General features: G+C 49.0%; 24 protein-coding genes, 1 tRNA gene and 1 CRISPR repeat array. Of the genes, 11 read left to right on the plus strand and 14 right to left on the minus strand.

Translation table 11 applies throughout. From position 1 onward, the window contains the following. Positions 1 to 77 precede the first annotated feature (77 nt). On the plus strand, positions 78 to 1,073 hold the full coding sequence (locus tag H6F76_RS18220) for a UDP-glucuronic acid decarboxylase family protein (RefSeq protein ID WP_190510464.1): 996 nt from the start codon (positions 78 to 80) through the stop codon (positions 1,071 to 1,073). Between the two features lie 151 nt (positions 1,074 to 1,224). Next, the gene (locus H6F76_RS18225; RefSeq protein ID WP_190454528.1) at positions 1,225 to 2,640 is read left to right on the plus strand and encodes a UDP-glucose/GDP-mannose dehydrogenase family protein; all 1,416 of its coding nucleotides are present in this window, start codon (positions 1,225 to 1,227) and stop codon (positions 2,638 to 2,640) included. 72 nt (positions 2,641 to 2,712) lie between these two features. Here H6F76_RS18225 and H6F76_RS18230 read toward each other — a convergent pair whose 3' ends face one another. The 4 genes from H6F76_RS18230 to H6F76_RS18245 form a co-directional block, all read right to left on the minus strand. Next, a complete protein-coding gene (locus H6F76_RS18230) occupies positions 2,713 to 3,120 on the minus strand; it encodes a biopolymer transporter ExbD (RefSeq protein ID WP_190454525.1) in 408 nt (135 codons plus the stop codon). Further along, positions 3,107 to 3,763, minus strand: a complete 657-nt coding sequence (locus tag H6F76_RS18235; RefSeq protein WP_190454522.1) for a MotA/TolQ/ExbB proton channel family protein — start codon at positions 3,761 to 3,763, stop codon at positions 3,107 to 3,109. Before H6F76_RS18235 ends, H6F76_RS18230 begins: the two co-directional genes overlap by 14 nt. A gap of 186 nt (positions 3,764 to 3,949) precedes the next feature. After that, positions 3,950 to 5,284 (minus strand): TIGR03279 family radical SAM protein, encoded by a 1,335-nt coding sequence (locus H6F76_RS18240; protein WP_190510466.1) that lies wholly within the window; start codon positions 5,282 to 5,284, stop codon positions 3,950 to 3,952. A gap of 61 nt (positions 5,285 to 5,345) precedes the next feature. After that, positions 5,346 to 6,287 (minus strand): undecaprenyl-diphosphate phosphatase, encoded by a 942-nt coding sequence (locus H6F76_RS18245; RefSeq protein ID WP_242036730.1) that lies wholly within the window; start codon positions 6,285 to 6,287, stop codon positions 5,346 to 5,348. Between the two features lie 519 nt (positions 6,288 to 6,806). On the opposite strand from H6F76_RS18245, the gene H6F76_RS18250 reads away from it, so the two are divergent. From H6F76_RS18250 to H6F76_RS18270, 5 genes are all read left to right on the plus strand, one after another. Further along, positions 6,807 to 7,436: a DUF3120 domain-containing protein gene (locus tag H6F76_RS18250; protein WP_190510566.1), complete on the plus strand. Its 630-nt coding sequence runs from the start codon at positions 6,807 to 6,809 to the stop codon at positions 7,434 to 7,436. Positions 7,437 to 7,605: 169 nt separating this feature from the next. Next, a complete protein-coding gene (locus H6F76_RS18255) occupies positions 7,606 to 8,598 on the plus strand; it encodes an adenylate/guanylate cyclase domain-containing protein (protein ID WP_347276065.1) in 993 nt (330 codons plus the stop codon). A gap of 335 nt (positions 8,599 to 8,933) precedes the next feature. Beyond that, entirely contained in the window at positions 8,934 to 9,386 is a 453-nt protein-coding gene (gene psbU / locus H6F76_RS18260; RefSeq protein WP_190510470.1) for a photosystem II complex extrinsic protein PsbU, read from the plus strand. Positions 9,387 to 9,661: 275 nt separating this feature from the next. Next, a complete protein-coding gene (nadB, locus tag H6F76_RS18265; protein ID WP_242036732.1) occupies positions 9,662 to 11,473 on the plus strand; it encodes an L-aspartate oxidase in 1,812 nt (603 codons plus the stop codon). Positions 11,474 to 11,570: 97 nt separating this feature from the next. Further along, a tRNA-Cys gene (locus H6F76_RS18270) sits at positions 11,571 to 11,641 on the plus strand. 511 nt (positions 11,642 to 12,152) lie between these two features. Then, a CRISPR array of direct repeats spans positions 12,153 to 12,841; the repeat unit is 37 nt; unit sequence CTTTCATTCTGCCCTAAGCCAAAACAGTCATTGCAAC. Positions 12,842 to 13,493: 652 nt separating this feature from the next. On the opposite strand, the gene cas12k is transcribed toward H6F76_RS18270, so the two are convergent. Together cas12k and H6F76_RS18280 are read right to left on the minus strand one after the other, a co-directional pair. Then, positions 13,494 to 15,983 carry a type V CRISPR-associated protein Cas12k gene (gene cas12k, locus H6F76_RS18275; RefSeq protein ID WP_190510472.1) on the minus strand — a complete coding sequence of 830 codons (2,490 nt, stop codon included), beginning with the start codon at positions 15,981 to 15,983 and terminating at the stop codon, positions 13,494 to 13,496. A 243-nt stretch (positions 15,984 to 16,226) separates the two neighbouring features. After that, positions 16,227 to 16,436, minus strand: a complete 210-nt coding sequence (locus tag H6F76_RS18280; RefSeq protein WP_190510474.1) for a hypothetical protein — start codon at positions 16,434 to 16,436, stop codon at positions 16,227 to 16,229. 752 nt (positions 16,437 to 17,188) lie between these two features. Here H6F76_RS18280 and H6F76_RS18285 point away from each other — a divergent pair. After that, on the plus strand, positions 17,189 to 17,401 hold the full coding sequence (locus tag H6F76_RS18285) for a hypothetical protein (protein WP_190510476.1): 213 nt from the start codon (positions 17,189 to 17,191) through the stop codon (positions 17,399 to 17,401). A 251-nt stretch (positions 17,402 to 17,652) separates the two neighbouring features. Here H6F76_RS18285 and H6F76_RS18290 read toward each other — a convergent pair whose 3' ends face one another. From H6F76_RS18290 to H6F76_RS18305, 4 genes are all read right to left on the minus strand, one after another. Continuing rightward, positions 17,653 to 18,339 (minus strand): hypothetical protein, encoded by a 687-nt coding sequence (locus tag H6F76_RS18290; RefSeq protein ID WP_190510478.1) that lies wholly within the window; start codon positions 18,337 to 18,339, stop codon positions 17,653 to 17,655. Between the two features lie 5 nt (positions 18,340 to 18,344). Next, complete coding sequence (locus H6F76_RS18295; protein WP_190510480.1) at positions 18,345 to 19,016, minus strand: hypothetical protein; 672 nt, start codon at positions 19,014 to 19,016, stop codon at positions 18,345 to 18,347. A gap of 71 nt (positions 19,017 to 19,087) precedes the next feature. Then, positions 19,088 to 19,405, minus strand: a complete 318-nt coding sequence (locus tag H6F76_RS18300; RefSeq protein ID WP_190510482.1) for a helix-turn-helix domain-containing protein — start codon at positions 19,403 to 19,405, stop codon at positions 19,088 to 19,090. Continuing rightward, the gene (locus H6F76_RS18305; RefSeq protein ID WP_190510484.1) at positions 19,402 to 19,704 is read right to left on the minus strand and encodes a hypothetical protein; all 303 of its coding nucleotides are present in this window, start codon (positions 19,702 to 19,704) and stop codon (positions 19,402 to 19,404) included. The genes H6F76_RS18300 and H6F76_RS18305 overlap by 4 nt, the downstream gene beginning before the upstream one ends. Before the next feature lie 140 nt (positions 19,705 to 19,844). Between H6F76_RS18305 and H6F76_RS18310 the strand changes: the two genes are divergently transcribed. Next, the gene (locus tag H6F76_RS18310) at positions 19,845 to 20,015 is read left to right on the plus strand and encodes a hypothetical protein (protein ID WP_190510486.1); all 171 of its coding nucleotides are present in this window, start codon (positions 19,845 to 19,847) and stop codon (positions 20,013 to 20,015) included. A gap of 104 nt (positions 20,016 to 20,119) precedes the next feature. Here the strand turns inward: H6F76_RS18310 and H6F76_RS18315 are convergent, their stop codons facing one another. Next, positions 20,120 to 20,341 (minus strand): hypothetical protein, encoded by a 222-nt coding sequence (locus H6F76_RS18315; RefSeq protein ID WP_190510488.1) that lies wholly within the window; start codon positions 20,339 to 20,341, stop codon positions 20,120 to 20,122. A 289-nt stretch (positions 20,342 to 20,630) separates the two neighbouring features. On the opposite strand from H6F76_RS18315, the gene H6F76_RS18320 reads away from it, so the two are divergent. Continuing rightward, positions 20,631 to 21,248, plus strand: coding sequence for a hypothetical protein (locus H6F76_RS18320; RefSeq protein ID WP_190510490.1), 618 nt, complete (start codon positions 20,631 to 20,633; stop codon positions 21,246 to 21,248). Positions 21,249 to 21,334: 86 nt separating this feature from the next. Continuing rightward, positions 21,335 to 21,496: a hypothetical protein gene (locus H6F76_RS18325; protein WP_190510492.1), complete on the plus strand. Its 162-nt coding sequence runs from the start codon at positions 21,335 to 21,337 to the stop codon at positions 21,494 to 21,496. Between the two features lie 773 nt (positions 21,497 to 22,269). Here the strand turns inward: H6F76_RS18325 and H6F76_RS18330 are convergent. From H6F76_RS18330 to H6F76_RS18340, 3 genes are all read right to left on the minus strand, one after another. Continuing rightward, complete coding sequence (locus H6F76_RS18330) at positions 22,270 to 22,656, minus strand: hypothetical protein (protein ID WP_190510494.1); 387 nt, start codon at positions 22,654 to 22,656, stop codon at positions 22,270 to 22,272. 46 nt (positions 22,657 to 22,702) lie between these two features. After that, complete coding sequence (locus H6F76_RS18335) at positions 22,703 to 22,957, minus strand: hypothetical protein (RefSeq protein WP_190510496.1); 255 nt, start codon at positions 22,955 to 22,957, stop codon at positions 22,703 to 22,705. Positions 22,958 to 23,169: 212 nt separating this feature from the next. Beyond that, positions 23,170 to 24,069 carry an HNH endonuclease gene (locus H6F76_RS18340; RefSeq protein WP_199322194.1) on the minus strand — a complete coding sequence of 300 codons (900 nt, stop codon included), beginning with the start codon at positions 24,067 to 24,069 and terminating at the stop codon, positions 23,170 to 23,172. Positions 24,070 to 24,205: the final 136 nt, after the last annotated feature.

The raw sequence follows: 24,205 nt of genomic DNA on the forward strand, positions 1-24,205 counted from the left end.
AGTATTTATACGGATTTGCCCATTAGTCTTAGGAGAAAGAATTAGCTTGTAGAACCTAATCCCTTTCTTAAGAAACTATGAGAATTCTGGTAACGGGCGGTGCTGGCTTTATCGGTTCGCACCTGATCGATCGCTTGATGCTTCAAGGTCACGAAGTCGTCTGCCTCGATAATTTCTATACAGGTCACAAGCGTAATTTGCTGAAATGGTTTAATCATCCCTACTTTGAGCTGATTCGCCACGATATTACAGAGCCAATTCGCCTGGAAGTAGACCAGATTTACCACCTGGCTTGCCCCGCTTCACCAGTGCATTACCAGTTCAACCCAGTTAAAACAATCAAGACCAATGTCATTGGCACGCTTAATATGCTGGGCTTAGCAAAACGTGTCAAAGCAAGGTTTTTGCTCGCTTCCACCTCTGAAGTCTACGGCGACCCCGAAGTGCATCCCCAGACCGAAGACTACCGGGGTAACGTCAACACGATCGGCATTCGGAGCTGCTATGACGAAGGCAAGCGTGTCGCTGAAACACTTGCTTTTGACTATCATCGCCAAAATGGGGTCGAAATTCGAGTCGCACGTATTTTTAATACGTATGGTCCGCGAATGCTAGAGAATGATGGGCGCGTCGTCAGCAACTTTATTGTGCAGGCATTGAGAGGCACACCCCTAACTCTCTACGGTGATGGCTCTCAGACCCGGAGCTTTTGCTATGTCTCTGATTTGGTAGAGGGCTTAATTCGTCTGATGAATGGTGAACAGAAGGGACCCATTAATCTGGGCAACCCAGACGAGTACACTATCCTTCAGCTTGCTCAGGCTATTCAACAGAAAATCAATCCGTCAGCCGAGATTCGCTTTGAACCCCTGCCTCAAGACGATCCTCGCCGTCGCAAGCCCGACATTACTAAGGCGAACGACTGGCTCGGCTGGCAGCCCACAGTGCCTTTACAGCAAGGTCTTGACTACACAATTGACGATTTTCGGGCTCGCATGATCGATCCAGACGCTCAGTACGAGGGTGCTTCTAATGAAAGCGGTGCCTCTCGTGATCGCGTGACGACCCTTTAGTTTTGCTTGTTGTCTGCTGCAATCAGTCTAAGCACTGAGCAGACTAACATTCAACAGATGTCATCAGGGGGTCTGACCCCATTCTTTGCGCTGGCTACATTGCCTACAGATTGCTTCTTGCTAATTGCTAATACTCCTTGAGGATTTTCCTATGCGCGTTTGTGTCATTGGTACGGGATACGTTGGTTTAGTAACTGGAGCCTGCCTCGCTCATGTCGGTCATCACGTTATCTGCGTTGATAACAACGAAGAGAAAGTGAAGTTGATGCAAAGTGGTCAGTCGCCCATCTTTGAACCAGGGCTATCAGACATCATCAAAGCGGCGATTCAATCAGAAAAAATTGAGTTCACCACCGACTTGGCAGCAGGTGTCGCCCATGGACAAATCTTGTTCATTGCAGTTGGTACGCCTGCCTTACCCAATGGTGAAAGCGACACACGCTATGTTGAAGCGGTTGCACGAGGCATTGGTTCTCATCTCAGCAGTGACTATAAGGTCATTGTTAACAAATCAACTGTACCGATCGGCTCTGGCGATTGGGTCAGAATGCTGATTATGGAAGGTTTTGCCGAACAGCGAGCAACATTGAATGCGGCTGTGCTGGCTGGCGCTGGCGCAACAGAAGATTTAGTAACACGTAAGGTGCTGTCGCCAGACCCAGCCTTTGATGTGGTGAGCAACCCCGAGTTCTTACGCGAAGGATGTGCAGTTGACGATACATTCAATCCCGATCGCATTGTGTTGGGTAGCACTAGTGCGAAGGCGATCGCGCTGATGCAAGAGCTCTATGCGCCCATTGTCAGACGTGAGTATGCGATCGACAAAACTCTGCCCCCTGTACCTGTTGTAGAAACCGACCTCAGCTCGGCAGAAATGATTAAGTACGCAGCTAATGCGTTTCTGGCAACTAAGATTAGCTTCATTAACGAAGTGGCTAACATCTGCGAGCGCGTTGGTGCCGATGTTGTTGAAGTCGCTAAAGGCATTGGCTTAGACTCCCGTGTGGGCAACAAGTTTTTGCAAGCTGGTATTGGTTGGGGTGGTTCCTGTTTCCCCAAAGACGTTTCTGCTCTCATCCATACAGCGGATGACTATGGCTACGAAGCACACCTGTTGAAAGCTGCCGTCAGCGTTAACCAGCAACAGCGCATTATTGCAATCGAAAAACTCCAGCAAGTGCTGAAAATCCTCAAAGGTAAAACGGTTGGGCTGTTGGGTCTTACCTTCAAGCCTGACACGGATGACCTGCGGGACGCGCCTGCACTTAATATCATCGAGCAGCTTGCCCGCCTGGGAACCAAAGTGAAAGCATACGACCCAATCATCGCGCAAACCGGAATGCGGCACGGTCTCTCAGATGTCATGGTCGAAACCGATGCAGAGCGCCTAGCAGATGGCTGTGATGCTTTGGTACTGGTCACAGACTGGAAGCAGTTTCGTGAACTTGACTACGCTAAAATGGCATCGCTGATGCACACTCCTGTCATGATTGATGGTCGTAACTTCCTCGATCGCAAAGTGCTAGAGCAAGCCGGTTTCCGCTATGTCGGTGTTGGAAGAGGTTAAAGGCAAAAGTTAGAAGGCAAAAGGCAAAAGTTAAAACGAAGCAATACCTCTTCACTTTTTACTTTTGCCTTTCTATGGTGCTGGGCGTTGAGCCGCGATCGCTAGCCTTACGCCAGGGATCAACCGCAGCCGATCCATCACGGCAATAACTTGCCCGTGGCTCACACGCTCATCTGCATTAATTACCACTACTGCATTCGGGTTATTACCCATCAATGCCCGAATCCTTGTTTGCAAATCGCCTAATTGTGCCGGTCGGCGGTTGAGTGTAAGCTGTCCTTGCTGGTTGAGCGTTACTACAATCTGGCTGCTTGATTGCGGTTGCGCTGTCGCCGCCTTTGGTAAGTTAACAGGCAACCCTTCCGATCGTGTGAGAGACAGAGTAGAAAGGATAAAAAATGTCAGCAGCGCAAAGATCACGTCGATCATGGGCAAAATATTTAGCTGCGGCGGATTATCCGGTTCTTCAGGGAGACGCATAGGGAATTTCTCCTCGTTCGTAGCGATGACGGTAGAGCAGCTCCATTTGCCCACCATACTCTTGAATCAAAGCGATTTGACGCAAGTACAGGCCGCGAAACGTATTGGCAAAGGCAAGGGTGAGGATTGCCACTGCCAAGCCAGCCGCAGTTGAGACTAGCGCTTCGCTAATACCAGCACTAACGGGCGCAGCGTTGTTAGCACTCACTTCACCAATTCTAAGTGACGCAAATGAGCGAATTAGCCCTAAAACGGTGCCCAGCAGTCCTAACAGCGGTGACAGACTGATAATGGTTTCAAACACTGTGTTAAACCGCTTAATCAACGGCATCTCTGCCTGAGCAGCACTTTCTAATGCCAGACGAAACTCCTCTGGATTGGGGCGATCGAGTCCCAGCGCTGCCAGAAAAATGCGAGCGACCGGTAAATCTAGATTTTGCTCTAGCTGCAACAATGTGGCTCTAGGACTGCGCTGGTAAAGATCTAGAATGTCGCGCACAAATTTATCCTGGCGCTTTGTAATCCGTAGCCAAAAACGAAGACGCTCTAGAATTAACGCTACCGCCACGATTGAGAAGCCCAGCAGCGGAAACATGACGATGCCACCGGCTTCAAAGACGTTGGAAATTTGCTCAAATATCATGCCGAACCTTAAAGCATCACCGAAAAAGCATTAGCCCACCAAGCGGCGATCGCAAACCTTCAACAGCTTATCAGGTGAGGTTGAATCGGACGCACATTTAAGCAGGAGGAGTGAGAGGAGCAGGGGTAAAGGGAAGCAGGGGAAGCAAGGAGAGTGGAGGAAGCGAAAAAACTTATCCTTCACCCCTCATCCCTCACCCATTACCGTCTCGATCAAATGCTCCACATCGCCAACGATAAGCATGGGTGTCTGCAATTGCTGACTCAGGTCTGCAACCGTCATATCGTCGAGAAAGCATGTGTCATTATGCTTCAGCATCAAGGATGGTAGAAGAATGGCATCGCCTAGTTCCCGTTCCTTAAGCGTGTGCAGGATATCTTGCCCGGTGAGTAGACCCGTCACGGTCATGGTTTGCCCCCAGTATTGGCTGGCGATCGCCACCATACTCACCTCTAGCCCTTGTACCTGATTGAAGCGATCGAGGATGGGCTGAAAGGCTTGTTCTACTGCATTGCCGACGACCCATGTAAGGCGACGCGGCTGAGCCAACTGTTTGGGCAACTTTCGAGCAGCGCTTTGGAACTGTTTGAGGAATTGGCGAATCGAGCCAACCCCATTACCAAGCTGCGGATAGTCTTCGTAATGCGATTCGGGTGGTAACTCCTGGTGGGCGAGGAGAAACCACTCATCCGCTAACCAGGCAAAGGTAGAGCCGACCTGCTGGCGAAATTTGGCTTGCAGGTCTTGCACTTGGGCAATCACTTCCTGCGCCTTTTCGCGGCTGACTGGGATGAGTTCATCTTCACTGGGACGAAAGCGCGTCAAGCCCACGGGTACAACGGCAACTGACGCAACAGCAGGCACATCATCTTGATGAAACTCGAACAGGTCAAGGAGCGTGCGAGTGAGATGATCGCGATCGTTGATCCCAGGGCATAGCACTACCTGCGCGTGAATTTGCAGCCGCCGTTCTTGAAACCAGCGTAGTTGCTCTAGTAGCTGTCCCGCACGAGGGTTTTTCAGGAGTTGGCTGCGTATGTCTGGCTCTGTAGCGTGTACTGAGACGAAGAGAGGAGACAGCCGCATTTGTTCGATGCGATCCCACTCACGCTGGCTCACATTAGTCAGGGTGAGATAGCTGCCATAGAGAAAACTCAAGCGGTAGTCGTCGTCTTTGAGGTAAAGGGTTTGCCGCATCCCTGGAGGCTGTTGATCAATAAAACAAAAGGGGCAGCGGTTATTGCATTGCATTAAACCGTCAAAGAGGGCACTTTCAAACTCAAGCCCCAGGTCTTCGTCGTAGTCTTTCTCGATTTCTACCTGATGTGGTTTGCCAGCCGTATCAAGCACTTCGAGCGCCAACACTTCATCGGCACAAAGAAACTGATAGTCAATCAAGTCACGGGGACGTTGACCATTAATCGACACGAGTCGATCGCCAATCTCAAACCCAATCTCAGCCGCGATCGAGTCTGGCAAAACAGCAGTAATTAAAGCAGGACGAATCGAGACTTCGCTCATGGGAGTGAACAGGGTAGCACTGCTTCCACCCTACACCCCACCACTCTAATCGTGCAGATCTTTAAGCGTCTCTGAATAAATTTGCTGCTACCGCAAGCAGCAATGCTCCTCCAAAAGCCAACCGATACCAAACAAAGATCCAGGTGTTCCGGTTTTGCAAAAAGCGCAGCAGCCAGGCAATCGCAAGGTAAGAAAAAATAAAGGTAGAAACGATCCCCACGAGCAACGGCAGCAGCATTTCGGGGTTGCCAAAGGCTTTACGGGACTGATAGAGCGTAGCGATCGTCAGCGTCGGAATGCCCAGCAGGAAAGAAAACCGTGCTGCTGTTCGCCGTTCTAAACCCAGGAAGAGAGCCGCCGTCAGCGTTGAGCCAGAGCGCGAGACACCAGGCACCAGTGCCAACATCTGCCCCAACCCCACCAAAATGCCATCTTTAATCTCCAGTGCATTAAAGTCACGCTTGCGGGTACCAATCGTCTCCGCCAACCCCAGCAACAGCGCCATTACAATAGAGGCAATACCAATGACCAGCGGACTTTCAGGCAGCACATCTTTTAACAGAAATCCTACGCTTAACGCGGGCAAGGTGCCAACAGCAATACCAACCAGGATCTTCCACTCTTCTTGCTGCCAATCTTTGCGCTGAAACGCTGCCCAGCCTCCAGTCAAAATCTGGCGAATGTCTGCCCAGAAGTACCACAGCACCGCCACAACGCTGCCAAACTGAATGGCATCAACAAAAAACTTTTGTCCGAGGTAGTTCCAGTGAAAAACATCGGTAAAGATGATGAGGTGAGCCGTACTGCTAATTGGCAAAAACTCAGTAATGCCTTGCACTAAACCCAGCACGATCGCTTGCAAGAGACTAAGCAGCAAACCAGGGCTGGAAGGCACTACAGGTGTTACGGCATCGCTGACTGCAAGCGTTGAAGCCAGGCTGAACAGACCATGCCATCCCTGATTAAGCAGAAAGAAACCTGGATTTGACATTGACCAAACCATTAACTATTCTCCATAACGATCGCGGCAACCTTGGCAAACGCTCTAAAGGCATACCGCTTTATTTCCCAACCTACACTTGCCATGCATGTCTAACAGGAGATGTTTCGCAACAGCATGGCTGATTAGGCTGACTAATAGAGTAATTTCTGGTTGCAGCGCTGATAACATTCACGCCAATCATATTTAAGTAGCGGTAGCGCACTCGATCGCCACCTTGAACGATCCCTGCAAGCTGAACCAAGCCCTGACAGATTGTGAACAGCCGCAGCCGCACTTTAGCAGAAATTCAAGTTAGGATAGTGGCTATATCCCCCTGGGGGGTATAGATGGATTTGTGCTATGTTAAGTAAAGTAAAGTAAATAAGAAACATTAGTAATACTTTGGTTTCCTACACCCCCGCATCTAATTCTACCTCTGCCGCCCCGCCAGCTATCTACCTACCAGAACTGCATTCTGAGTTGAGTGAAGCGTTAGTAAGCTCTTCAGTGAAGAAAGCTGAAGGATTACAACGTTGGCTCATGCTGGCTGCTGCAGTGGTTCTAGTGTCGGTGCCCGTCTTTGTGCAAGCCCCCCTTGTGCGTCTCGTGCCGTGGCTCAGCCTTGTGATGACGCTTGGTTGGCTCTTGCTGAGTCTGCGACTGCTGAAGCGTCCTGCAAGTGAGCGTTGGGGCGATTTGCTAATCGGCTTTACCTGGACATGGCTGGCAGGGTCGGTTTACTGGGGTTGGTTTCGGTGGGAACCGTTGCTGCATCTGCCTATAGAAGCCATTGGCTTACCAATCGCCATTTGGGGCGTGGCTCGTAACTCTGGCAAGATTGGCAACTTTTTCTACTTCGGTTCCCTCTTTGGAACGGTTGTAACGGATGTTTACTTTTACCTGGTTGATTTGATCCCCTACTGGCGGCAACTGATGCAAGTTGATGCTCAAGTTGCTCCTGATGCTGTACAGCCTATCTTTCAGAATGCGATCGCTCAAATGCTGACACCTTGGGGTTCTGGATGGGCGATCGTGCTGGTCTCTATCCTCTTTACGGTAGCGATGTTGCCATTGTTCTCGCGGCAGCTTCACTGGTGGGCATTTAGTGGCGCAGTGTTGAGTACAATTCTGGTAGATAGCTTGTTTTGGCTGGCGGCGACTGCCTCCTGAGGTCTTCTCTAGCTCGATGTGTCTTGTAGCTCTGCCGCATTCTCTCTATGCAAGTTCGACTGGGAAAGATTAGTTCAAGTTGTTTTGAGCGAATTTTCCTCGAAAGACTACACTGTCATAGTGAGATATGTCAGGATGCATCATAGGAAAGGATTATTTGTCTCAGCCTGTGGTGACTTTACAACCCACTCCCCATCTCGTACTTCGTACTGACTCTGGCAGTCGGCGGTTACCGCTTGCGGGTAGCAACTGCTGGACACTCGGGCGCAGTGAGGATAATAATTTTGTCTTGCCTGATCGTTGGATCTCTCGCAATCACGCCATGTTGCAGTGCATGGAGACTGGCGAATTTTATTTGATCGATCTGGGTAGTCGTAATGGCTCGTTTGTGAATGGTCGTCGGGTCAGTATTCCGGTCACGCTGCATAATGGCGATCGCCTTACGTTTGGGCAAACAGAACTCGACTTTTACTGCCCGACCTTAAATCCGCCTGTTGACTCAGGTGCTGGCGCTGATTCAAAGGAATTTACGGCAACAGCAACGCTGCATGTGCGTCGTTTAATCTCCGTTTTGGTGGTAGATATCCGCGACTTTACAGTGCTGACGCGCCAACTGGATGAAAAGGTTTTGTCAGAAGTCATTGGTACCTGGTTTCGCCATGCAGGCGATATTATTCGCGAGTATGGCAGTTGGGTTGACAAATACATCGGCGATGCCGTCATGGCAATCTGGATTCATGGACCGCAGGGTGTGAATAACGACGAGATGCTACGCATTTTTCGTGCCCTGAATGCGCTTCATAAAATGACGAGCGATTTGTACAACCTCTACCCGCTTCCCTTCCCACTGCGAATAGGGGCTGGCATTAATACAGGCTATGCGATGGTCGGTAATACTGGCAGCGGCGATCGCCCTGACTACACGGCACTAGGCGATACCGTAAATGCAGCCTTTAGGCTGGAAACCTCTACAAAGCAAATTGGTCTCGATATTGCTGTTGGCGAGACGACGTATAGGCACTTGATGGATCTCGAAATCACGTCGATCGATCTATTCAGAAACTACACGGTTAACCTCAAAGGCTACGAGGTTTCGACGGTGGCTCACGCGTGCTCGTTTCCAGACCTGGAAACCTTCCTGCAAATGAAGAGTAGAAGCTAGGCAAACAAGCTAGAAGGTGATCTGGCTGCTGGCTTAAAAAATTAGCGTGTGCTTTGAGGGCTTGAGCCACAGCAATTTCTGCACTGAATATTTTTGCAGTAGATGGCGATCGCTCAACGCTCATGCTTCATCCCTTCACTATGCCGAAGCAGTTGCTTTCGCTATGACAAGGCAACTGCTTGTTGGCACTGCCTGCTTGCTTCCTCAAGTGTAAAGATTTGCACCAAGACGCTCTAGTCAGGCGCGCCATAGTGAGAGATGATGACCAGGAAATGATAGGCTCTAAACAAATGCTGTGTATGGCTTCCATACGACAGGAAGGGAGGAATGTATTCATGAAACGGTTGGTTAGTGTATTGACAGTTCTTTGTATGCTGGTTGGTTGCCTGGGTTGGCTCGGAATGCCTCAAACGGCTCTAGCAGCAAATTTGGACAATTTAACTGGCTATCAGTTGCAGCATGTGGCGATCGCCCCGACTTTGCTTGCGGCTGAAGCGATTCGTGATGTTGTAGGCGAAAAACTCAGTTCCGAGTACGGTAAGAAGCTCGACTTGAATAACACAAACGTGCGTTCATTCAGGCAGTATGCGGGCTTATATCCTACTCTGGCAGGGTTAATTGTCAAGAACGCACCTTACAAAAGCGTTGAGGATGTTTTGGAGATCGCAGGTTTAACTGACAAGCAGAAAGAAGTGTTGCAGGCAAATCTGGATAACTTCACCGTCACTGATGTAGAAGATGCTCTAGTAGAAGGCTCCGATCGGATTAATAACGGAATCTACCGCTGATCGTGCCAGCCTAAGAAGGCTGATTCAATTAAGCTCACGCTCAAGTAAGTAAACTAAATTGCTCAATGGCTGCTATGTGGTCGGAGAGCAATTTTTGTTTTTGACCCGTACTTTAGTCACTAGCTTTAGACTAAAGGCATTGAGCGAGCAACACTGAGTCTGAGCTTGCCCGTCGTTGAGTCGGCTTAAAGGATGTTTACCTCCTTGTCTATAGGTAGCACCTTGTTACTTAGTAGAGTCTCGCATCTCCTTACACTAAAATCTGAACCCTAACATTGGTAGAGCCGTTGCCATCGTCTGTTTTGCGATCGCCCCTTGCGTCTGAGTTACCCCCACAATTTGATGTGATCATTGTGGGAGCAGGTGCAGCCGGACTATACACAGCGCTTTGTCTGCCAGATCATCTTCAGATTGGGCTACTAACAAAAGATACCCTCTCGTTGTCTGCTAGTGACTGGGCGCAGGGCGGCATTGCGGCAGTGACTGATCCAGAAGACTCCCCAGCACTGCACCTTGCCGATACCCTGCAAGCAGGAGCCGGACTGTGCGACTACGAGGCGGTTAAGTTTCTGGTGGAGCAGGCACCAGAGTGCATTCAAGCCTTAGTCGGCATGGGTGTTGCCTTCGATCGCCATGATGGTACCCTAGCGCTCACTCTAGAAGCAGCACACTCTCGACGGCGAGTCCTCCATGCAGCCGATACAACGGGTCGCGAAGTGGTTAGCACCCTGACGGCCCAAGTCTTGCGTCGCAAGAACATCTGTGTGCTGTCAGAGGCGTTGACGCTTGACCTTTGGATGGATGAAGTAACCGATCACTGTCAGGGCATTTGTTTGCTTTATCAAGGACAGGTACTTTGGCTGCGAGCAGAGGCTGTGATTCTCGCGACGGGTGGCGGTGGTCAAGTCTTTGCCCAAACGACTAATCCAGAACTGAGTACAGGCGATGGTGTGGCGATCGCTCATCGTGCTGGTGCCATTTTGCGCGATTTAGAATTTGTGCAATTTCATCCTACAGCGCTAACAAAACCTGGTGCCCCTCGCTTTCTTATTAGCGAAGCTGTGCGGGGTGAAGGCGCTCATTTGGTTGATGATCACGGACGACGCTTTGCGTTTGACTACCATCCAGCAGGCGAACTTGCCCCTAGAGATGTTGTGAGCCGTGCGATCTTTAGCTACTTGCAGACAACCCACGCTGATCCAGCATCTGCTCACGTCTGGTTGGATCTTCGGCCCATTGCACCTGAAACAATTCAGCACCGTTTTCCTAACATTATTCAAGTATGTCAACGCTGGGGCATTGATGTTTTTCGTGAACCTATTCCCGTTGCACCCGCTGCCCACTACTGGATGGGTGGCATTGCTACCAATCTAGGTAACCAAACGTCCATTCCCGGTGTGTATGCGGTTGGTGAAACAGCCAGTACGGGTGTGCATGGAGCCAATCGGCTTGCCAGCAATTCATTATTGGAATGTCTGGTCTTTGGCGCGCAGTTTGCTCACTTAGAAGTAAACGGGAGGTGGAGAAGTGAGGCGTCGGAACAGGTCGTGGAGACTTTAGAGGGCGGAAGCACAGAGGAACTGCTCGAGCACTCCAATCGGAAAACTTCTACGCTCGCGCCATTGACACCACTCCAGCCCATCAGCAAGCTACCTTCCACCCTCGCCGACTCTGATAAGCTCAAAATGCTTCGTCAAGAGCTGCCTCGTCTGGTGTGGCAAAGCGCAGGTATTTGCCGTGACGGCACAACTATGGCAGCGGCGATCGCTCAGGTTGAATACTGGCAAGAAGAATTTGCGAACCTTGCTGTAAGTCGAGCGTTGCTGCACCGCCAACCAGGCAAGGTTGTTGCGCTTGAGGCGATCGCTGCTGACGCAGAGCTACGAGTTTGGGCAGAAACCCGTAACTTGCTTGATGTTGCCTGGCTCATTCTCAAGAGCGCACACTTCCGCACCGAGAGCCGAGGTGGGCACTACCGGGTTGATTACCCTGACGTGGCAGAGGCATGGGCGGTACATACGATCGCCCAACAGCATCACAAAGGCGCTTTCAGCAATACTTGTTGGAGCAAAGCGCCTTTACTGTAGCAAGGATAACGAGAAAACAGAGCTAGCTGTATATCCTTTCGATCAGTAAGGAACGAAATTTGGTATAGTTTAATTTCTGTCATCAATCTATGTTTCTGGCGGCATGGCCAAGTGGTAAGGCAGGGGACTGCAAATCCCTTACCCCCAGTTCGAATCTGGGTGCCGCCTTCGTAAATGTACATTTGCTGTACATTAAAGAATTATTCAGCAGTTTTAAAGAGTTCATTTCCAAAAATTGTTGAAACCTTGATTCTGTCGTTTGAGCGGCAGAATCTTTTGATTAAACAGTTCTTATTACCCTAAAAACTAGCTTTAAAGAATTAATTTCCAGAAGTTCATGTACAGTCCACGTTACATGGCGCTAGTCGCTAGCGGTGTGAGAAGACTGAAGCAATATAGCAAGCTCCTAAAAGCAAGGTTAGCAGGAAACTGAAGATGTAAGTTAGTCAACCTCACTGGCTGCCACCAAAAAACTAACGCACCCAAACATTTATGCTTGGGTGCGTTAGTTTTCTAAATATACTGTGCTGTTTATTTTACTTTACGCAAGAGTTTGCAGACCCCTGCCTCTTTCATCCTTCCCATAGACGAATTGTAATAGAACTGATACCACTTATGACATCCAACATGCCAAAATAGCGGCTTTGCTCGGCTATAAATCCAATACTCTCAATTTTTTCTTTCATTCCACCCCAAGCAAAATAGTCATTGCGGCTGTTTGAAGACCGTTGAGCGAGCGAAGGGAGGTACTCTTTCATTCTGCCCTAAGCCAAAACAGTCATTGCAACAATGGACTGTCCACGCAACCAAAAAGACTTTTTAGCTCTTTCATTCTGCCCTAAGCCAAAACAGTCATTGCAACCATTCAGGCACGACTTGAGGGCAGGGGTGACACCGCTTTCATTCTGCCCTAAGCCAAAACAGTCATTGCAACATACGAAGTGGCTGGAAGGCATGGATGGTGAATTGCCTTTCATTCTGCCCTAAGCCAAAACAGTCATTGCAACCATTCAGGCACGACTTGAGGGCAGGGGTGACACCGCTTTCATTCTGCCCTAAGCCAAAACAGTCATTGCAACAACGGGTGTAATGGGTGAGGATAAACGCAAGGGTAGCTTTCATTCTGCCCTAAGCCAAAACAGTCATTGCAACAGAACCGTTTGTTTGAGGCTCAGTGATTTCATTCACTTTCATTCTGCCCTAAGCCAAAACAGTCATTGCAACGCTTGTTCTGTGCCGTCTGAGTTAGTCATTCAAAACTTTCATTCTGCCCTAAGCCAAAACAGTCATTGCAACTTCAAAAAGGAGGGTGGAGCATCCACAACGTCAAGCTTTCATTCTGCCCTAAGCCAAAACAGTCATTGCAACCCCTTGGCATCAAGATTCCCAACTGGCAACAGTTTCAAGCCTGGTTTTGGCAAACCTCTGCTTCTGCCTCACTTTTACCTTTTAGGGAAAGGCTTTAGCAAATAGCAGCGCTTGTAGAACCTATAGCTAGCAGGGAATACAGGAATTTGGCAAACGTGCTAGGAGTATTACTCCCGCTTCGGTCTGCCAAAAAAAATTGGGAAGATTCAGTAGCCACTTTGGAGAACCATCCCTACGCCAGTAACAAAACAGAAGCTCTGGTTTGCTAAAGACATATAGATCCTTGCGGATCATACTCACTTATCTAGTCGCGTAATTTATGATTGAATTTAGGTAACGAACCGATGCCTTAACTTCGCTCATAACCTAGACAGCCACACACATTGCTGTAGTGGGGTAAGGTGTGCACCTCACCAAGAGCGAGCAGCTACCATAGGGGTCTGAAAGTATCCACCTTGCAGTGGTAAAACGTAACCCCCTCGATCATCCTAGTTAGTTAGAATCAGTTAAGGAAAAGTTTCTGACCTTTCTAAAGCAATTCTCCCTTTACCAAGACGATCCCTGGCACAGAGGCACTAAGAGACTTAAGTCTATAGAGCATGTACCTTCGACGCCTTGCTTAAATAGTACTGCCTTGAAGCAGAAATTACAGTCACATTTGAGCAGAATTTAACGAATCGTAAGCTGTGATTGTAAGGTTTGCTGCCTGTTGAAACACATCTGTTTCAAACACAGTTTTTTGTCGAACGACTTCTATACCGTGCGTGGCGGCACAATCAATGATTGCTTGGCTTAAGCGGTTGTAATCCCACTGATGCAGTTGCTTGCCATGTTCTTTGGTATATCGGTCCATTGCTTGCTTGTTGCCCTCACACTTAAGTTTGGCTCTGGCAATTAGCTGGCTATATAAGCGTTCTCGCCATCCATCTGTTACCGGGATGACGATCGTGCTGGCTTTGTGGGCCTGCGCTAATTCAACTACCCCTTTGGCAAACAAACGTGCTACCTGCTGACCTAAGTCAGATTCAGTCTGGTAGTTATGTCGCTGTACTTGCTGATCGGTTTGGCGTTGTTTTGAGTGTTCCCGTCGTTGCCGAAAATATTTTTGGAGGAGCCTGTGACCTTCTGGTGAAACCTTAGGAGCACTGCGAAGGGTTAAACGCTTACGGCGCATCGCATCCACGACGGTCACGACAAGATGTTTGTCGAGATCAAGGAGCACACCAACAAAGATGTTGGGGACACCTTCGTAAAGGGGGCGATCAGGACGCTCAAACGGTTTGGCAGCTTTGAGACAATCTAGTTTTGGGCGTGGTTTGGCAAGCTCTTCCTGAAGCTGCTGAATCTGCTTTTTCAGATTCCCAAGGCGTTTGAGTTGATCTTGGCTCTTGGAAGCTTCTGGTGCTGCTTGCTCTAACTTGTTCAGCAGGTCTTGCTTCTGTTCCAGCGTTGCCTGTTTCGCCTGCAACTGCTTTAACTGTGGCTCCAGCTTGCGCTGACGAATCTTTTCTAAACCCTGACGTGTCAGAGCCTCGGCATTAAAAGTCCAATGAATCGTGAGCGTGCATTCATGCCAGAACCCTTTTTCGCCGTACTGCTGAAAGATCTTGCACTGGGAGCACAACTGGGCGTCTTTTTGCTCACTGGCTTTTATAGGCTTCCAGATCAGTTCAATGGAGCGGAGGAGCATAAAACTCCCTGTAAATTGATCCTTCTTTGAAGATTGAGCTTTCCTTTCAGAGTCGTTTTTGGTTTGCCAGTCCTTCAGAAAGGTTTTGATCAGCGACAACTGACGACGATGGCAACGCACCTCAAACAGCAAGTCACCCCAACCATTTAACTTGAAGAAAATCTTCCCCTTTTGATTCATCCACCAGGATCGGACACCATCGTAGCCAAAACTCATTGGATAGGGTAGAGCTTTGGGCTCTCTCAAGAAGTCATGTAGCTTTGGTGTGATTGACTCATGCCAAGCAAAGAAAGTAGCTTCAACTCTTTCTGCCTCAAGTTTTATTGTTTGCAGTAGATAGAATCCAAATTGCAGATATTGCTGCTCAGAGGCAGCGTACAGCATGAAAGAATCAATTAAATCTAGATAGTAGTGAAGATCACCTAATTTGCTCCACTGAAGTACCAGTGCTGCAAGTAAGTGCTGCTCAAGTTGAATATATTCGTTGGAATCAGAAAGGTAAAGCAAAAGTGAAAAATATAAAAAGTAATACCGCTCAAGTTCGGTTGCATCTGAGTTCGGCATAGCAATTACAGCTTCCAGATGGTGCTCAAACGCCTGCTTAGGAAAGAGATTTCTGGCTCTCGGAAGCTGTTCTAGAAGCTGCTTTTCCAAACGCTCTATTCCAACTCGCATTGCTTCCAAGCGCTCAGTAAGCGTTAGCGGCTGTGCAGGTTTGCTTTTACTCTTGCTCTTGCTCTTGCTCTTGCTCTTTCTAGGCTCCTTTACTTCTGCTTGAGGTTTGCCTCCGTTTTTGAGCAGATGAATAATGGCACGACGACTCAATACCTCTTCTGTTGCGTCAAATTGCTTGAATAGGAAATCGAAGGGTGGGCGATCGCCACTAGCATCAGTCAATTCATCTTTAGCTTCTAGTTCGGCGAGGATTTGTGCTGCTCTCTGCTCGATTTCCTGCTGGCTAAAATTACTGGTTTCAGCTAAAGCAGCATCACTTTCGACAACTGCTAACCAACGTCGTTTGCCCCCTATTCTCTGGATTAGCTTCCGGTGAGAAGTAAACCAGCTTTTGAAGATTTCTTCGACACGCTCAATAGCTGAGGTATAGAAGCGCCCAGACATCTTACTAAATTGAGAAGTTCGTGCTAGAGCATCACACAATGTTTTGACTAGCCCCTTTGGCAACCAATTTTGCCTCTGCTTCGCTTCTGGTTCCTGAGTGGTTTCATCCTGCTTTTGAAGCTCCTGACTGATATGTATCCAATTGAGGAGCTTGTGATGCTGTTTGATCTGTTTAATGATCGTATCGACAAGCAGCGTATGTTTGTAGCCAAATTCACATACACAGCACCAGGCTGCTTCATCAAACGAGACCAAATCATCTATGGCTTTCTTGCTTTGCCGAGGCTTGCTAGTCCTGACTATAGCGTCAGTTCTAATAGTCCGCATTGCCATGTTTGAATGACTCCTAAGCAAAGTGCAATAGTTAACGTTGTAAGAGGGGCGTAAAATGAATCAGCTTGTTATTTAGCTCGTAGATTAAGTCATGCCACAACTGAGTGCGCCTGAATTAAGCATTAAAAACTGGGCATTCATGTACCAAATGAGTGCCTGAACCAGATTTGATTTCTCAATTGCTTTAACTAACAGTTCTACGGCATAGACTCATGAGTCAAAACTGTTTCAAGCCAGCCATCTTCAATCGTGAAGGGTAGAGTTGTTGAAGCCATTGATCGAATATTTATCAACGGCATCTATAAAACGCAAAGCATCCTCACCCTGAAGCATTGTTTCTTCGTAGCCTGAAGTCCAGAAGATTAAAACAGTCAGGGGATCTGGGCTGATTTTGATCATTTGAATGGCTTCAAGATTCACAATGAAATTGGGTAGCGTTAAAAAGGCTGCCATATTAGATTCCTACCTCGTAAGAGAGTGAAGCATTGCTGACTCGATGAGTGCTCGACTCAAAAAGAGATCGCAGGATCACATATACACAGTCTCGACTAAGTAGAGCTTTCACATGTTTCGCAAAATTTAATTTTCTATGGTCAGTCAGCATATTTTTGCCGTTGTTTTTCTGTGATACGGCATTCATAACATACAAATAAAAGCGCGCGATACCGTGGATTTTGAGACCTTAACTCAAAGTTAAACTTACGTTACAAAGCTAAGAAAAAGAGTTTTATAGGATGTGTGAATTATCGAAAGCAAAGGTTGATACTGAATTTCTTCTCATGCTGTTGCGACCGAAAAATCTTTGATTGCTTTGCTGAAGCGGATTCCCTTAAAACTTGACATTTTTGGTTGCATGCTGATATAAAGAGAGTAAGAAGGTAAGCAAGAAATTTGATATTTTGAAAAGCACTTTTCCTTCTAGTTCGCAACCGTAGTAGCACTTATGTTTTAGATAAGATTTATTTGCTCAAAATCGTTGCGTTTGAGCAAATTTTTAACTTTCTTAATCTTTTGATGAGGTATTTCTCATGATTGAAATGAGAATTTAGTCTTTCACCTGTAAATGGTGAAATGACAAGTTGCTACTCTCCTGTAGCGAGTGCAATCGCAGTTGGATGAGCTTTTAGCGGTGACTTGTATCGACCTCTAGAGTCAACGAGCGAATGAAGAGGGTGACTCTAGCTTCAAGAGGCACTGAACGGCTAATGGCTGTTGAACCGCACTATCGTTTGTTCGGCAATAGCTTGCTCGACACAAAAGCAGCGATCGTCTCGCTAGAGCCAGTGTTGCTCCTCTACTTGGGCTTTGCCACCACGACTCTGATGTGTTTGGGTTGTCTAAATAACCCACGATCGCCTTCAGGCTGTTTCTGCCCTTGTTCAGAAGTTCCTCATCCGCACGGGGTAGCTTTCCCCTAGCTTTAAAGGCTGTGCTTTGGTCGGTGCCGTTTATAGAAACGCCAAGGATGATGGGGGATCTAGGAGTGATGGCTTAGCGGTAAACCGAGGTGCTGTAAAACCATCATCAGAAAATGAGGACAAGCCTCCCCACTCATGCACACAACTAGCAGCGAGCGTGCCAAGCGCTGTGCTGGCTAATTTTGCTGCTTGCTAGAGCGGCTTGCCCTGCGCCAAATGCTCCAGTGTCCTGGGTGCCATTCTGGTCTTGACTAGAACTTTTCCCAGACTTCAAGCGGGGCATACAAGTCATAGGCAAGCTGCTCCAAAGCTGCTTTTGCCTGCTCAACCACAGCATCGGGAAAGCCCTCCAGAAACGTGATGATGCTGCTATCCGCCTCAACCACGAACGTGATCCCCTCGCTTTCCACTTCCCAGGGATAACCCCTGCTAGCTCGGACCCGGTAGGACTGCGGGACGCGCTCCAGAGCTAAACGGCAGTCTGCCAGGGGGTGGACAATTAAACCCTCTGAATGACCCCGTGATCCCAACTCAGTAATCTGGAAAGGGACGGGGGCAGCAGACACCACCTTGGGCGCACGCATCACTTCACCCTGTTGTGTTGCCTGGAGCCGCAACCCTAACGTGGTCATTTCTTTGGCAACCCAGCGCAGCGAGCGGGCGATGCGTGTCCAATAAGGGGACAGGTCGCCCTGGTTGACTGTTGCTGCCCGTGCCTCCAGCAGTTGCGTGGTGGTTTGCATCGCTGCCTGTAGCAGCTTGCCCTGAAGATAGTCTGCTTCGCTAGCCTGTGCCAGTTCCCGCATCACCTGCTTGACCAGTTCCGTCAATGCCAGTTGCAGTACCAGATTGCTGTCATTGCCGCTGTCCGCACTTGCGACCAGGATACACACCACCTGTTGTAGGATAAACTCACGCTCGGAAATAACTTGTACCATCAGCTTTAGACCTGTACTTCGGAAATCGCGCAATGCCACTGGTCACTGCTCAGGATCGTGGTTCCGACCAGTAGCCCTAACACTTTAGTCGGTGTATTGTCCAAGGCGTTGGCTGCTACCACAAAGGGGATAAAGCGTGGTAGTTCACTGTCAATCACGCGCTTGATGTCGTCTACCGTCTGCGCCGCCGTCGCTTTTGCTTCGCCCAAGTAGAGCGTCTGATCGGTGGGGTGAGCACAGACGGCATCCGGATAATCACCGATCGGTCTCGCTAACAGCCGACCGTGGTAGAGGGACTGCATCACCAAGCCTAGGCAGGCTTCACCGAGGGCAGCGGTGGCACTACGGTTGGGGCAGACGGTTTTATGTTCTGTACGGGCATAAAAGAGGGGTTGATGCCCTGGCAGCAGGAACAGCCCGTAGCGCTGGTAGGCAAGCCACTGCGCCATTTCCTCCAGCGGGTAAAAGGCAGACTGTTCCGAATAACGCCGCACCAGGGCACGGATGGTATTGGGATGCACGGACCAGGACGGGAGGGGCGCATAGGGAGCCGCTAGTTGCTCCAGCCGTGTCAGCAGTTCGGGTTTCATGGCAGAACGGCTATAGGCAGCCTGGGCGAGCGCCCCGGTGATGCGGTCAATGGTGAGACAACGTTTTTCCAGGGAAATTTCAATCACAAAGCCACTGGGTTAAGTTCCGAGCTTCATCACCATAAAACAGCCCCCCTGTCGAAGGGAAATGGTTCCTATCACGGTGAGGGGACTTGACCATTGCGTGGGGGTGAACAGATGTAAGCGACCAGTTCTAACGGCACGCGCTCGTAGTGCTCCCAGATAAAATGCATCTCTGCCAGCTTGCGGCGGTGCCTGACTTCAGCCACACGGTGGTGCTTGCCGTGTGAGAACCAGCGGTCCACTGATGCCTCACTCACACCACAGATCTGTGCGATTTGCGTATGTGTGACGCCCCAGCGAGCGTAGAACTCATGCGGGGTCATGCTGAACTGACAACCACAGTAAAAGTGCAGCAGAGCAAGTTCGCGTCTGCCTAAGGCTTGCGGGGTCATGCGGGTTGCTCCTGGGCTAAAGGGTCAGCCGGGTCAAGCGTGAAACGTTGCAGGTCGTCTTCCCAGACCAGGTCTGAGTCAGTCCAGGCACGACTGGGTGACTGGGGATCAAGCCAGATGGTGTAACGCCACCCCCAGCCCGGAAGGTGTGCCGCTGGTACGAACTGGAGTCCGACGATGATGCCGTAATCTTCAGTAGGCAGGGGGACAAAGCGGACGCGATCGCCCAGCTGAAACTTAGGAAGGGCAGAGGTTTGTGGGAATTCTTCTGGAAGGGCAAAGAAGGTTTCAGGAAGCATATACCTGTAAAAAGCTGCGCCAGAACTGTATCGCTAATATTATGGCACGATCGCTCAATCGCACAAGTGCAATTTTGCACAAATGAGATCTTGTTAAATTGCCGTGTAACAATTAACCCCGAACTAAAACGGAAAGTCCTATGGCAAAGGAGATAAGGGAGATTCGGGGCAGAGTTCCGAAAGACTTAAAGATTGCGTTTGAAGTTGCTTGCGTGCGAATGGAACTGACCCAAGCAGTGGCGTTGGAAGAGGCAATCAAGGATTGGTTGATCAAGAAGGGTTTTCCTACCAGTGATGATGGCAAACAGTGATGAAGCGTGAGCACTTGTCGTGATGTTCACACACCCGGTTTGATACTGTTTCTGCCACACCACTACTGAGAAAGCTTTACTCTGGCAGTTTTCTACGTTATCGACTATGCTGTTTTCCTCTCGTCTTCAGAATAGCGATGGATCGACCAGCGTAAAGTCGCCTCATCGATTTTGAGAGAGCCAGCAGGCTCAAACAGCGCGGTTACCGCGATCGCACGGTCAAACTGTCGTCGTAGGGCGTGACGACTCGTGGCAGCTTTCGCCAGTGCTGCTTCTGTACGGGTCAATTGCAGTTGCCGTCGCTCTAGGGTGATTTCAATGGGCATCGTCAGTGGTAGGCAAACAGGACTGTTCTCACCCTACGTGCTGGCATTTCAATCCGGCAAGCAATCCCTGTTACGGTGACAAGTGCAGACTGGCACTGGCATCAGGGCGGCAATCGCCTCAGTTGATGTGGACGTTGACGTTGTGAGTGAAAGGTGGCAGCAAGAGCCTGGAGCGAAAGATGTGTCCCCTTGCTGTGTCGGTGCTATGATGGTCAGCAACAATTGAAAAAAGCCGCTGCCACGATTTATGGGGGAGCGGCTTTTTGTCTTTAAAAGGAAGACACTACTGATGCTCAAGCATTTGACTCCAGCGCAAACCCAAGCACTGCACAAAGTCGTTACGTCGGTTGATTACCAAAGCCTCTTTGCCTACCACAGCTACCGCTTAGAAGTGCTGGCTCAAGGCTCTTGGATGATCGCCAAAGCGATCCACACATTGGTAGGCGGTGAACTGTACCAGGTCGCCTTCCGGCTGAACGACACGTGCAGGACTATCTTTATCCATGCAGCTGTGAAGTTAGACCAAGACACGTTTATTGATGGGCTGGGTCTACACACCACTGAACAACTGGTGGAGCCATGGTTGGATCTATACACCAGTGAACAACTGCTGGAGCTATGGTCGCACCTGCAATCGCTGGAAGATGGCTGTCTCACCATCGAGCCGCTGTTCTTTCTACCCGACCAAGTGGAGGACAATGCGGCGGTGGTGAAGCAACTCGTGTGGACCATCGAACAACAACTACGGCTACAGTGGGACGTGGGAGCCGTCGATCGCCTCAGACGGCAGCTCAATTGGGAATCAGCCAAGCAGGCATTCGAAATCGCGGAGTTCTATCGATCGCTGCACGAACAGTTGGATAAGGAACATGCTTTACCGTACAGCGCTTGGGAGGCTTTTGACTGAACGCCTGGGGCAGGCTCGCCGCTTGTGGTGCCCCTGCCCTGCCAGCTAGCCATGCACTGTCTTCTGCCTGGTTTAGCCTTGACGCAGTGACTGACCAGGAGCAATGGACGTACTCGCCACTCATGACCGTCCTCTCCCAACCAAAGGGATTGACCCGAAACGAACTGATGCAAGCCTCCAACGGCACCCTCACCGAGGAGCCAGTGAGACGACCGACCGAAAAGCTCATCTGCAAGCGCCAAGTTTAGTGTTGTTCAGATGAGGCAGAGAAGTGACAGACGTTAACGATCGCCAGCGTCAGACTGAGAACTGCTACTTTCCTTACAAGAGTTTTGCTCATAGATGAATCGGGTGGTGTCCCTCATTGGGGCACGCTAAAGCCTGTATTCATCAAGCCATCTAGGACACATAGTGCAACAAGGTGTGCAAGTCCGATTGGTGTCTGGTCAAAGCTTCAACAGAGCCGCGCCCAGAAGGTTCAGTGCAACTGGGATCGGCGACCGGGGCTAAGTTCCTGTTCGCCCTTCAACGGAGCCACACCTGCTAGAGGCGGTGCAACCCAACCTAGCTTAACCCGAACTCACGTTAAGCCGGAAAGCTGAAAGCTTTGTTCAACAGGGCTTTTATCCACATCCCACCCTGAGAACTACAGCTAAAAACACCCGTTTTTTGCCCTCAAGCCGCCAATTCGGGAATTTCTAAACGGTGCAGTACGAAAAATCAGTAGTTTCAGGCACTCTTAACCCAAACTCACGTTATTTAAGACTTTTTTTCACTGCAACAACAACTGTGGGTACAATCAATAAAGGGGTATAGGGGTAAATAAAGTCACGTTTATCCGCCACATCCGTCACAATTCCGCTATATAAGGGTTCTAGCCATCACGCATCCGTCACGCATCCGTCACAGATGCCTTTTATCCGTCACACTTTGGCGATTTCACCTACTAAGCACCTACACGATCGTCATTAGCAGCCACTAAGCACACGCCTTGTAACCGTTTCAAGATAGCCCTAGTCATCTAGGGTCTACCAATCTCCTTAGCTGCTAAGTCCAAATTGACCTTTAATTTAATTAGCTCCATCTCTATTTTTGAAGCTTGATTCTCCATCGCTTTAGCAAGCCTTAAATGAACTGTTTTATCAATGGAGTGCTGAAAAACTTGCCCCATCTCCTGTTTAGCCAAAGCTATTTTTAGATATTTATCGGCTTCTACCGCTTTAGTTTTACTGGTTAAGCAGCGTCGTTTCAATTCATGCTCAAACTCCTCAAGCCCCGATGCGATCGTCTGCAATGCTCTAATAGACGCGCTGATAGAGCTTGAGTATTCGTCTTGCCCTGAGTTGCGCTGCTCAAACAGTGCGGTTTTCAGCGCTTCCAATTCCATATCGATTGGATCAGGTGCCATAACAACGTAAATAATAGGGACAACTTTTGCTTTGATTCAACCGCTATTAGGTTTTGAAAATCTTTTTACACTGTGGACATTGCCGAAATTGATCTGCTGCGAACCAACCCATGAAGCCACCCACAATTGCTCCAGGCACCGTAGCAGCCATGCCAGTGCCACCCGTCGCAAGACCGACACCCGCTCCCCACTGAGCGCCCACCCACGACCCGACCGCTGCGGCTCCTCCCCGCGTAACAAAACTCTCTTGGTTGTTGGCTTCAAACGGGTAACCACATTTAGGACAAATTATCCGAGCCATAATTTTGTGTTGGATTTTATCGTTTGCAAAGAACCGATTTCACAAAATTATCCAGCTAACTAGGCGATTACCAGACATATTACTTTTGCTTTACAAAAGCTTTAATATTCCTACAAGTAAGAGAAAGTTAAGGCTGAGGTTTAATCGTTAGGTTCCCTGATAGCCTTTTATCCGTCACACTTTGGCGATTTCACTCCTTACCCTTATCAGGATCATGCCTCTTCCTTTCTCTGTCTGTTCGCTTCCATTAACTGCCTAAGTTGGTCAATCTCATAAGGAGGTGTTTCCCTGTGTAGCATGGCATGACAGTTAGAACAGACAGGGATTAGGTCTTTAACAGGATCGACTTCATACGTTGCACCTATTTCAGATAAAGGAACGCGATGATGGACGTGGATGTAACCCTCACCAACCTTGCCGTAAAACTTCTCAAAGTTAAAATCGCAGACGCTACAAGTTAACCCGTAGTGAGCTATGCAAGCTTTACGGGCTTCTGGGCTACGTTCATAGGCATTGACTAGAACCTGTTTGACCGCACCTTCAGAATATGTCTGAGCATCAGGAACTTCATTAGGGTAAGTGAGTTCAGCTAGCGGAATATCCCTTTGCTGTTCAGACCGAAGCGCTGATACCGCTTCAAGCGGAGGTAAAAATTCATCAAGCTTTAAGGCAGAGTCCTCATCAAGTTCTCTAACACCTCGTAGGGTCTGTTGATCCAAATGACCGGGGGAAACAAACGCAAGAGGTTTTAGCTTCTCTCCACTCCTGAACTTAAGACTTTCAGTTACGTCTAAAGGTATTTCACGTTTGAAATCCATCGTCGTAGCTTCTGATGCAAGTATGTGTTCACCTGCGTCCCATAACTCATAAATGTCACAATTTAGTATGCTGGCAGCTTTAGACATCTCACAGATTCTATCGACCTTGAGCTTTCCGCATAGGTAAAGCTTGCCTTGAACCACTGTGGCGACGTAAATCACATCGTCCTTACTGACGTTCCGTTTGCGAAACATATTCCCTGCAATATGGTCTAGTAAGTCGTTACCAGTACCACTGGCTCTGCTCCACCCCCAAGTTTTATTAGTCCAGTAATGTGTGAAATATCTAGGCATACGAAAATTCCTGTCTGTCTACAAGCGCTCAAACACAATTAAGCATTCCCCTGTATGACATCAGTTGTCGGGATCTTTACCAAAACGATCAGAAATGGTTGTGCCCTTTGTATGCGATCGCTGCCATTCCTTTCGC

This window comes from Leptolyngbya sp. FACHB-321, from assembly GCF_014695975.1.
In the GTDB taxonomy this organism is placed as follows: domain Bacteria; phylum Cyanobacteriota; class Cyanobacteriia; order Leptolyngbyales; family Leptolyngbyaceae; genus Stenomitos.

What these genes read in the sequence shown, in the direction of transcription:
- cas12k (WP_190510472.1), bottom strand. Translation starts at nt 15,983, where the DNA reads ATGGCAATGCGGACTATTAGAACTGACGCTATAGTCAGGACTAGCAAG.
- H6F76_RS18335 (WP_190510496.1), bottom strand. Translation starts at nt 22,957, where the DNA reads ATGGCTCGGATAATTTGTCCTAAATGTGGTTACCCGTTTGAAGCCAAC.
- H6F76_RS18280 (WP_190510474.1), bottom strand. Translation starts at nt 16,436, where the DNA reads ATGGCAGCCTTTTTAACGCTACCCAATTTCATTGTGAATCTTGAAGCC.
- H6F76_RS18310 (WP_190510486.1), top strand. Translation starts at nt 19,845, where the DNA reads ATGGCAAAGGAGATAAGGGAGATTCGGGGCAGAGTTCCGAAAGACTTA.
- H6F76_RS18245 (WP_242036730.1), bottom strand. Translation starts at nt 6,287, where the DNA reads ATGGTTTGGTCAATGTCAAATCCAGGTTTCTTTCTGCTTAATCAGGGA.
- H6F76_RS18300 (WP_190510482.1), bottom strand. Translation starts at nt 19,405, where the DNA reads ATGACCCCGCAAGCCTTAGGCAGACGCGAACTTGCTCTGCTGCACTTT.
- H6F76_RS18225 (WP_190454528.1), top strand. Translation starts at nt 1,225, where the DNA reads ATGCGCGTTTGTGTCATTGGTACGGGATACGTTGGTTTAGTAACTGGA.
- H6F76_RS18230 (WP_190454525.1), bottom strand. Translation starts at nt 3,120, where the DNA reads ATGCGTCTCCCTGAAGAACCGGATAATCCGCCGCAGCTAAATATTTTG.
- H6F76_RS18315 (WP_190510488.1), bottom strand. Translation starts at nt 20,341, where the DNA reads ATGCCCATTGAAATCACCCTAGAGCGACGGCAACTGCAATTGACCCGT.
- H6F76_RS18330 (WP_190510494.1), bottom strand. Translation starts at nt 22,656, where the DNA reads ATGGCACCTGATCCAATCGATATGGAATTGGAAGCGCTGAAAACCGCA.
- H6F76_RS18290 (WP_190510478.1), bottom strand. Translation starts at nt 18,339, where the DNA reads ATGGTACAAGTTATTTCCGAGCGTGAGTTTATCCTACAACAGGTGGTG.
- H6F76_RS18240 (WP_190510466.1), bottom strand. Translation starts at nt 5,284, where the DNA reads ATGAGCGAAGTCTCGATTCGTCCTGCTTTAATTACTGCTGTTTTGCCA.
- psbU (WP_190510470.1), top strand. Translation starts at nt 8,934, where the DNA reads ATGAAACGGTTGGTTAGTGTATTGACAGTTCTTTGTATGCTGGTTGGT.
- H6F76_RS18285 (WP_190510476.1), top strand. Translation starts at nt 17,189, where the DNA reads ATGGCTGTTGAACCGCACTATCGTTTGTTCGGCAATAGCTTGCTCGAC.
- H6F76_RS18320 (WP_190510490.1), top strand. Translation starts at nt 20,631, where the DNA reads ATGCTCAAGCATTTGACTCCAGCGCAAACCCAAGCACTGCACAAAGTC.
- H6F76_RS18340 (WP_199322194.1), bottom strand. Translation starts at nt 24,069, where the DNA reads ATGCCTAGATATTTCACACATTACTGGACTAATAAAACTTGGGGGTGG.
- H6F76_RS18235 (WP_190454522.1), bottom strand. Translation starts at nt 3,763, where the DNA reads ATGATATTTGAGCAAATTTCCAACGTCTTTGAAGCCGGTGGCATCGTC.
- H6F76_RS18305 (WP_190510484.1), bottom strand. Translation starts at nt 19,704, where the DNA reads ATGCTTCCTGAAACCTTCTTTGCCCTTCCAGAAGAATTCCCACAAACC.
- H6F76_RS18220 (WP_190510464.1), top strand. Translation starts at nt 78, where the DNA reads ATGAGAATTCTGGTAACGGGCGGTGCTGGCTTTATCGGTTCGCACCTG.
- H6F76_RS18250 (WP_190510566.1), top strand. Translation starts at nt 6,807, where the DNA reads ATGCTGGCTGCTGCAGTGGTTCTAGTGTCGGTGCCCGTCTTTGTGCAA.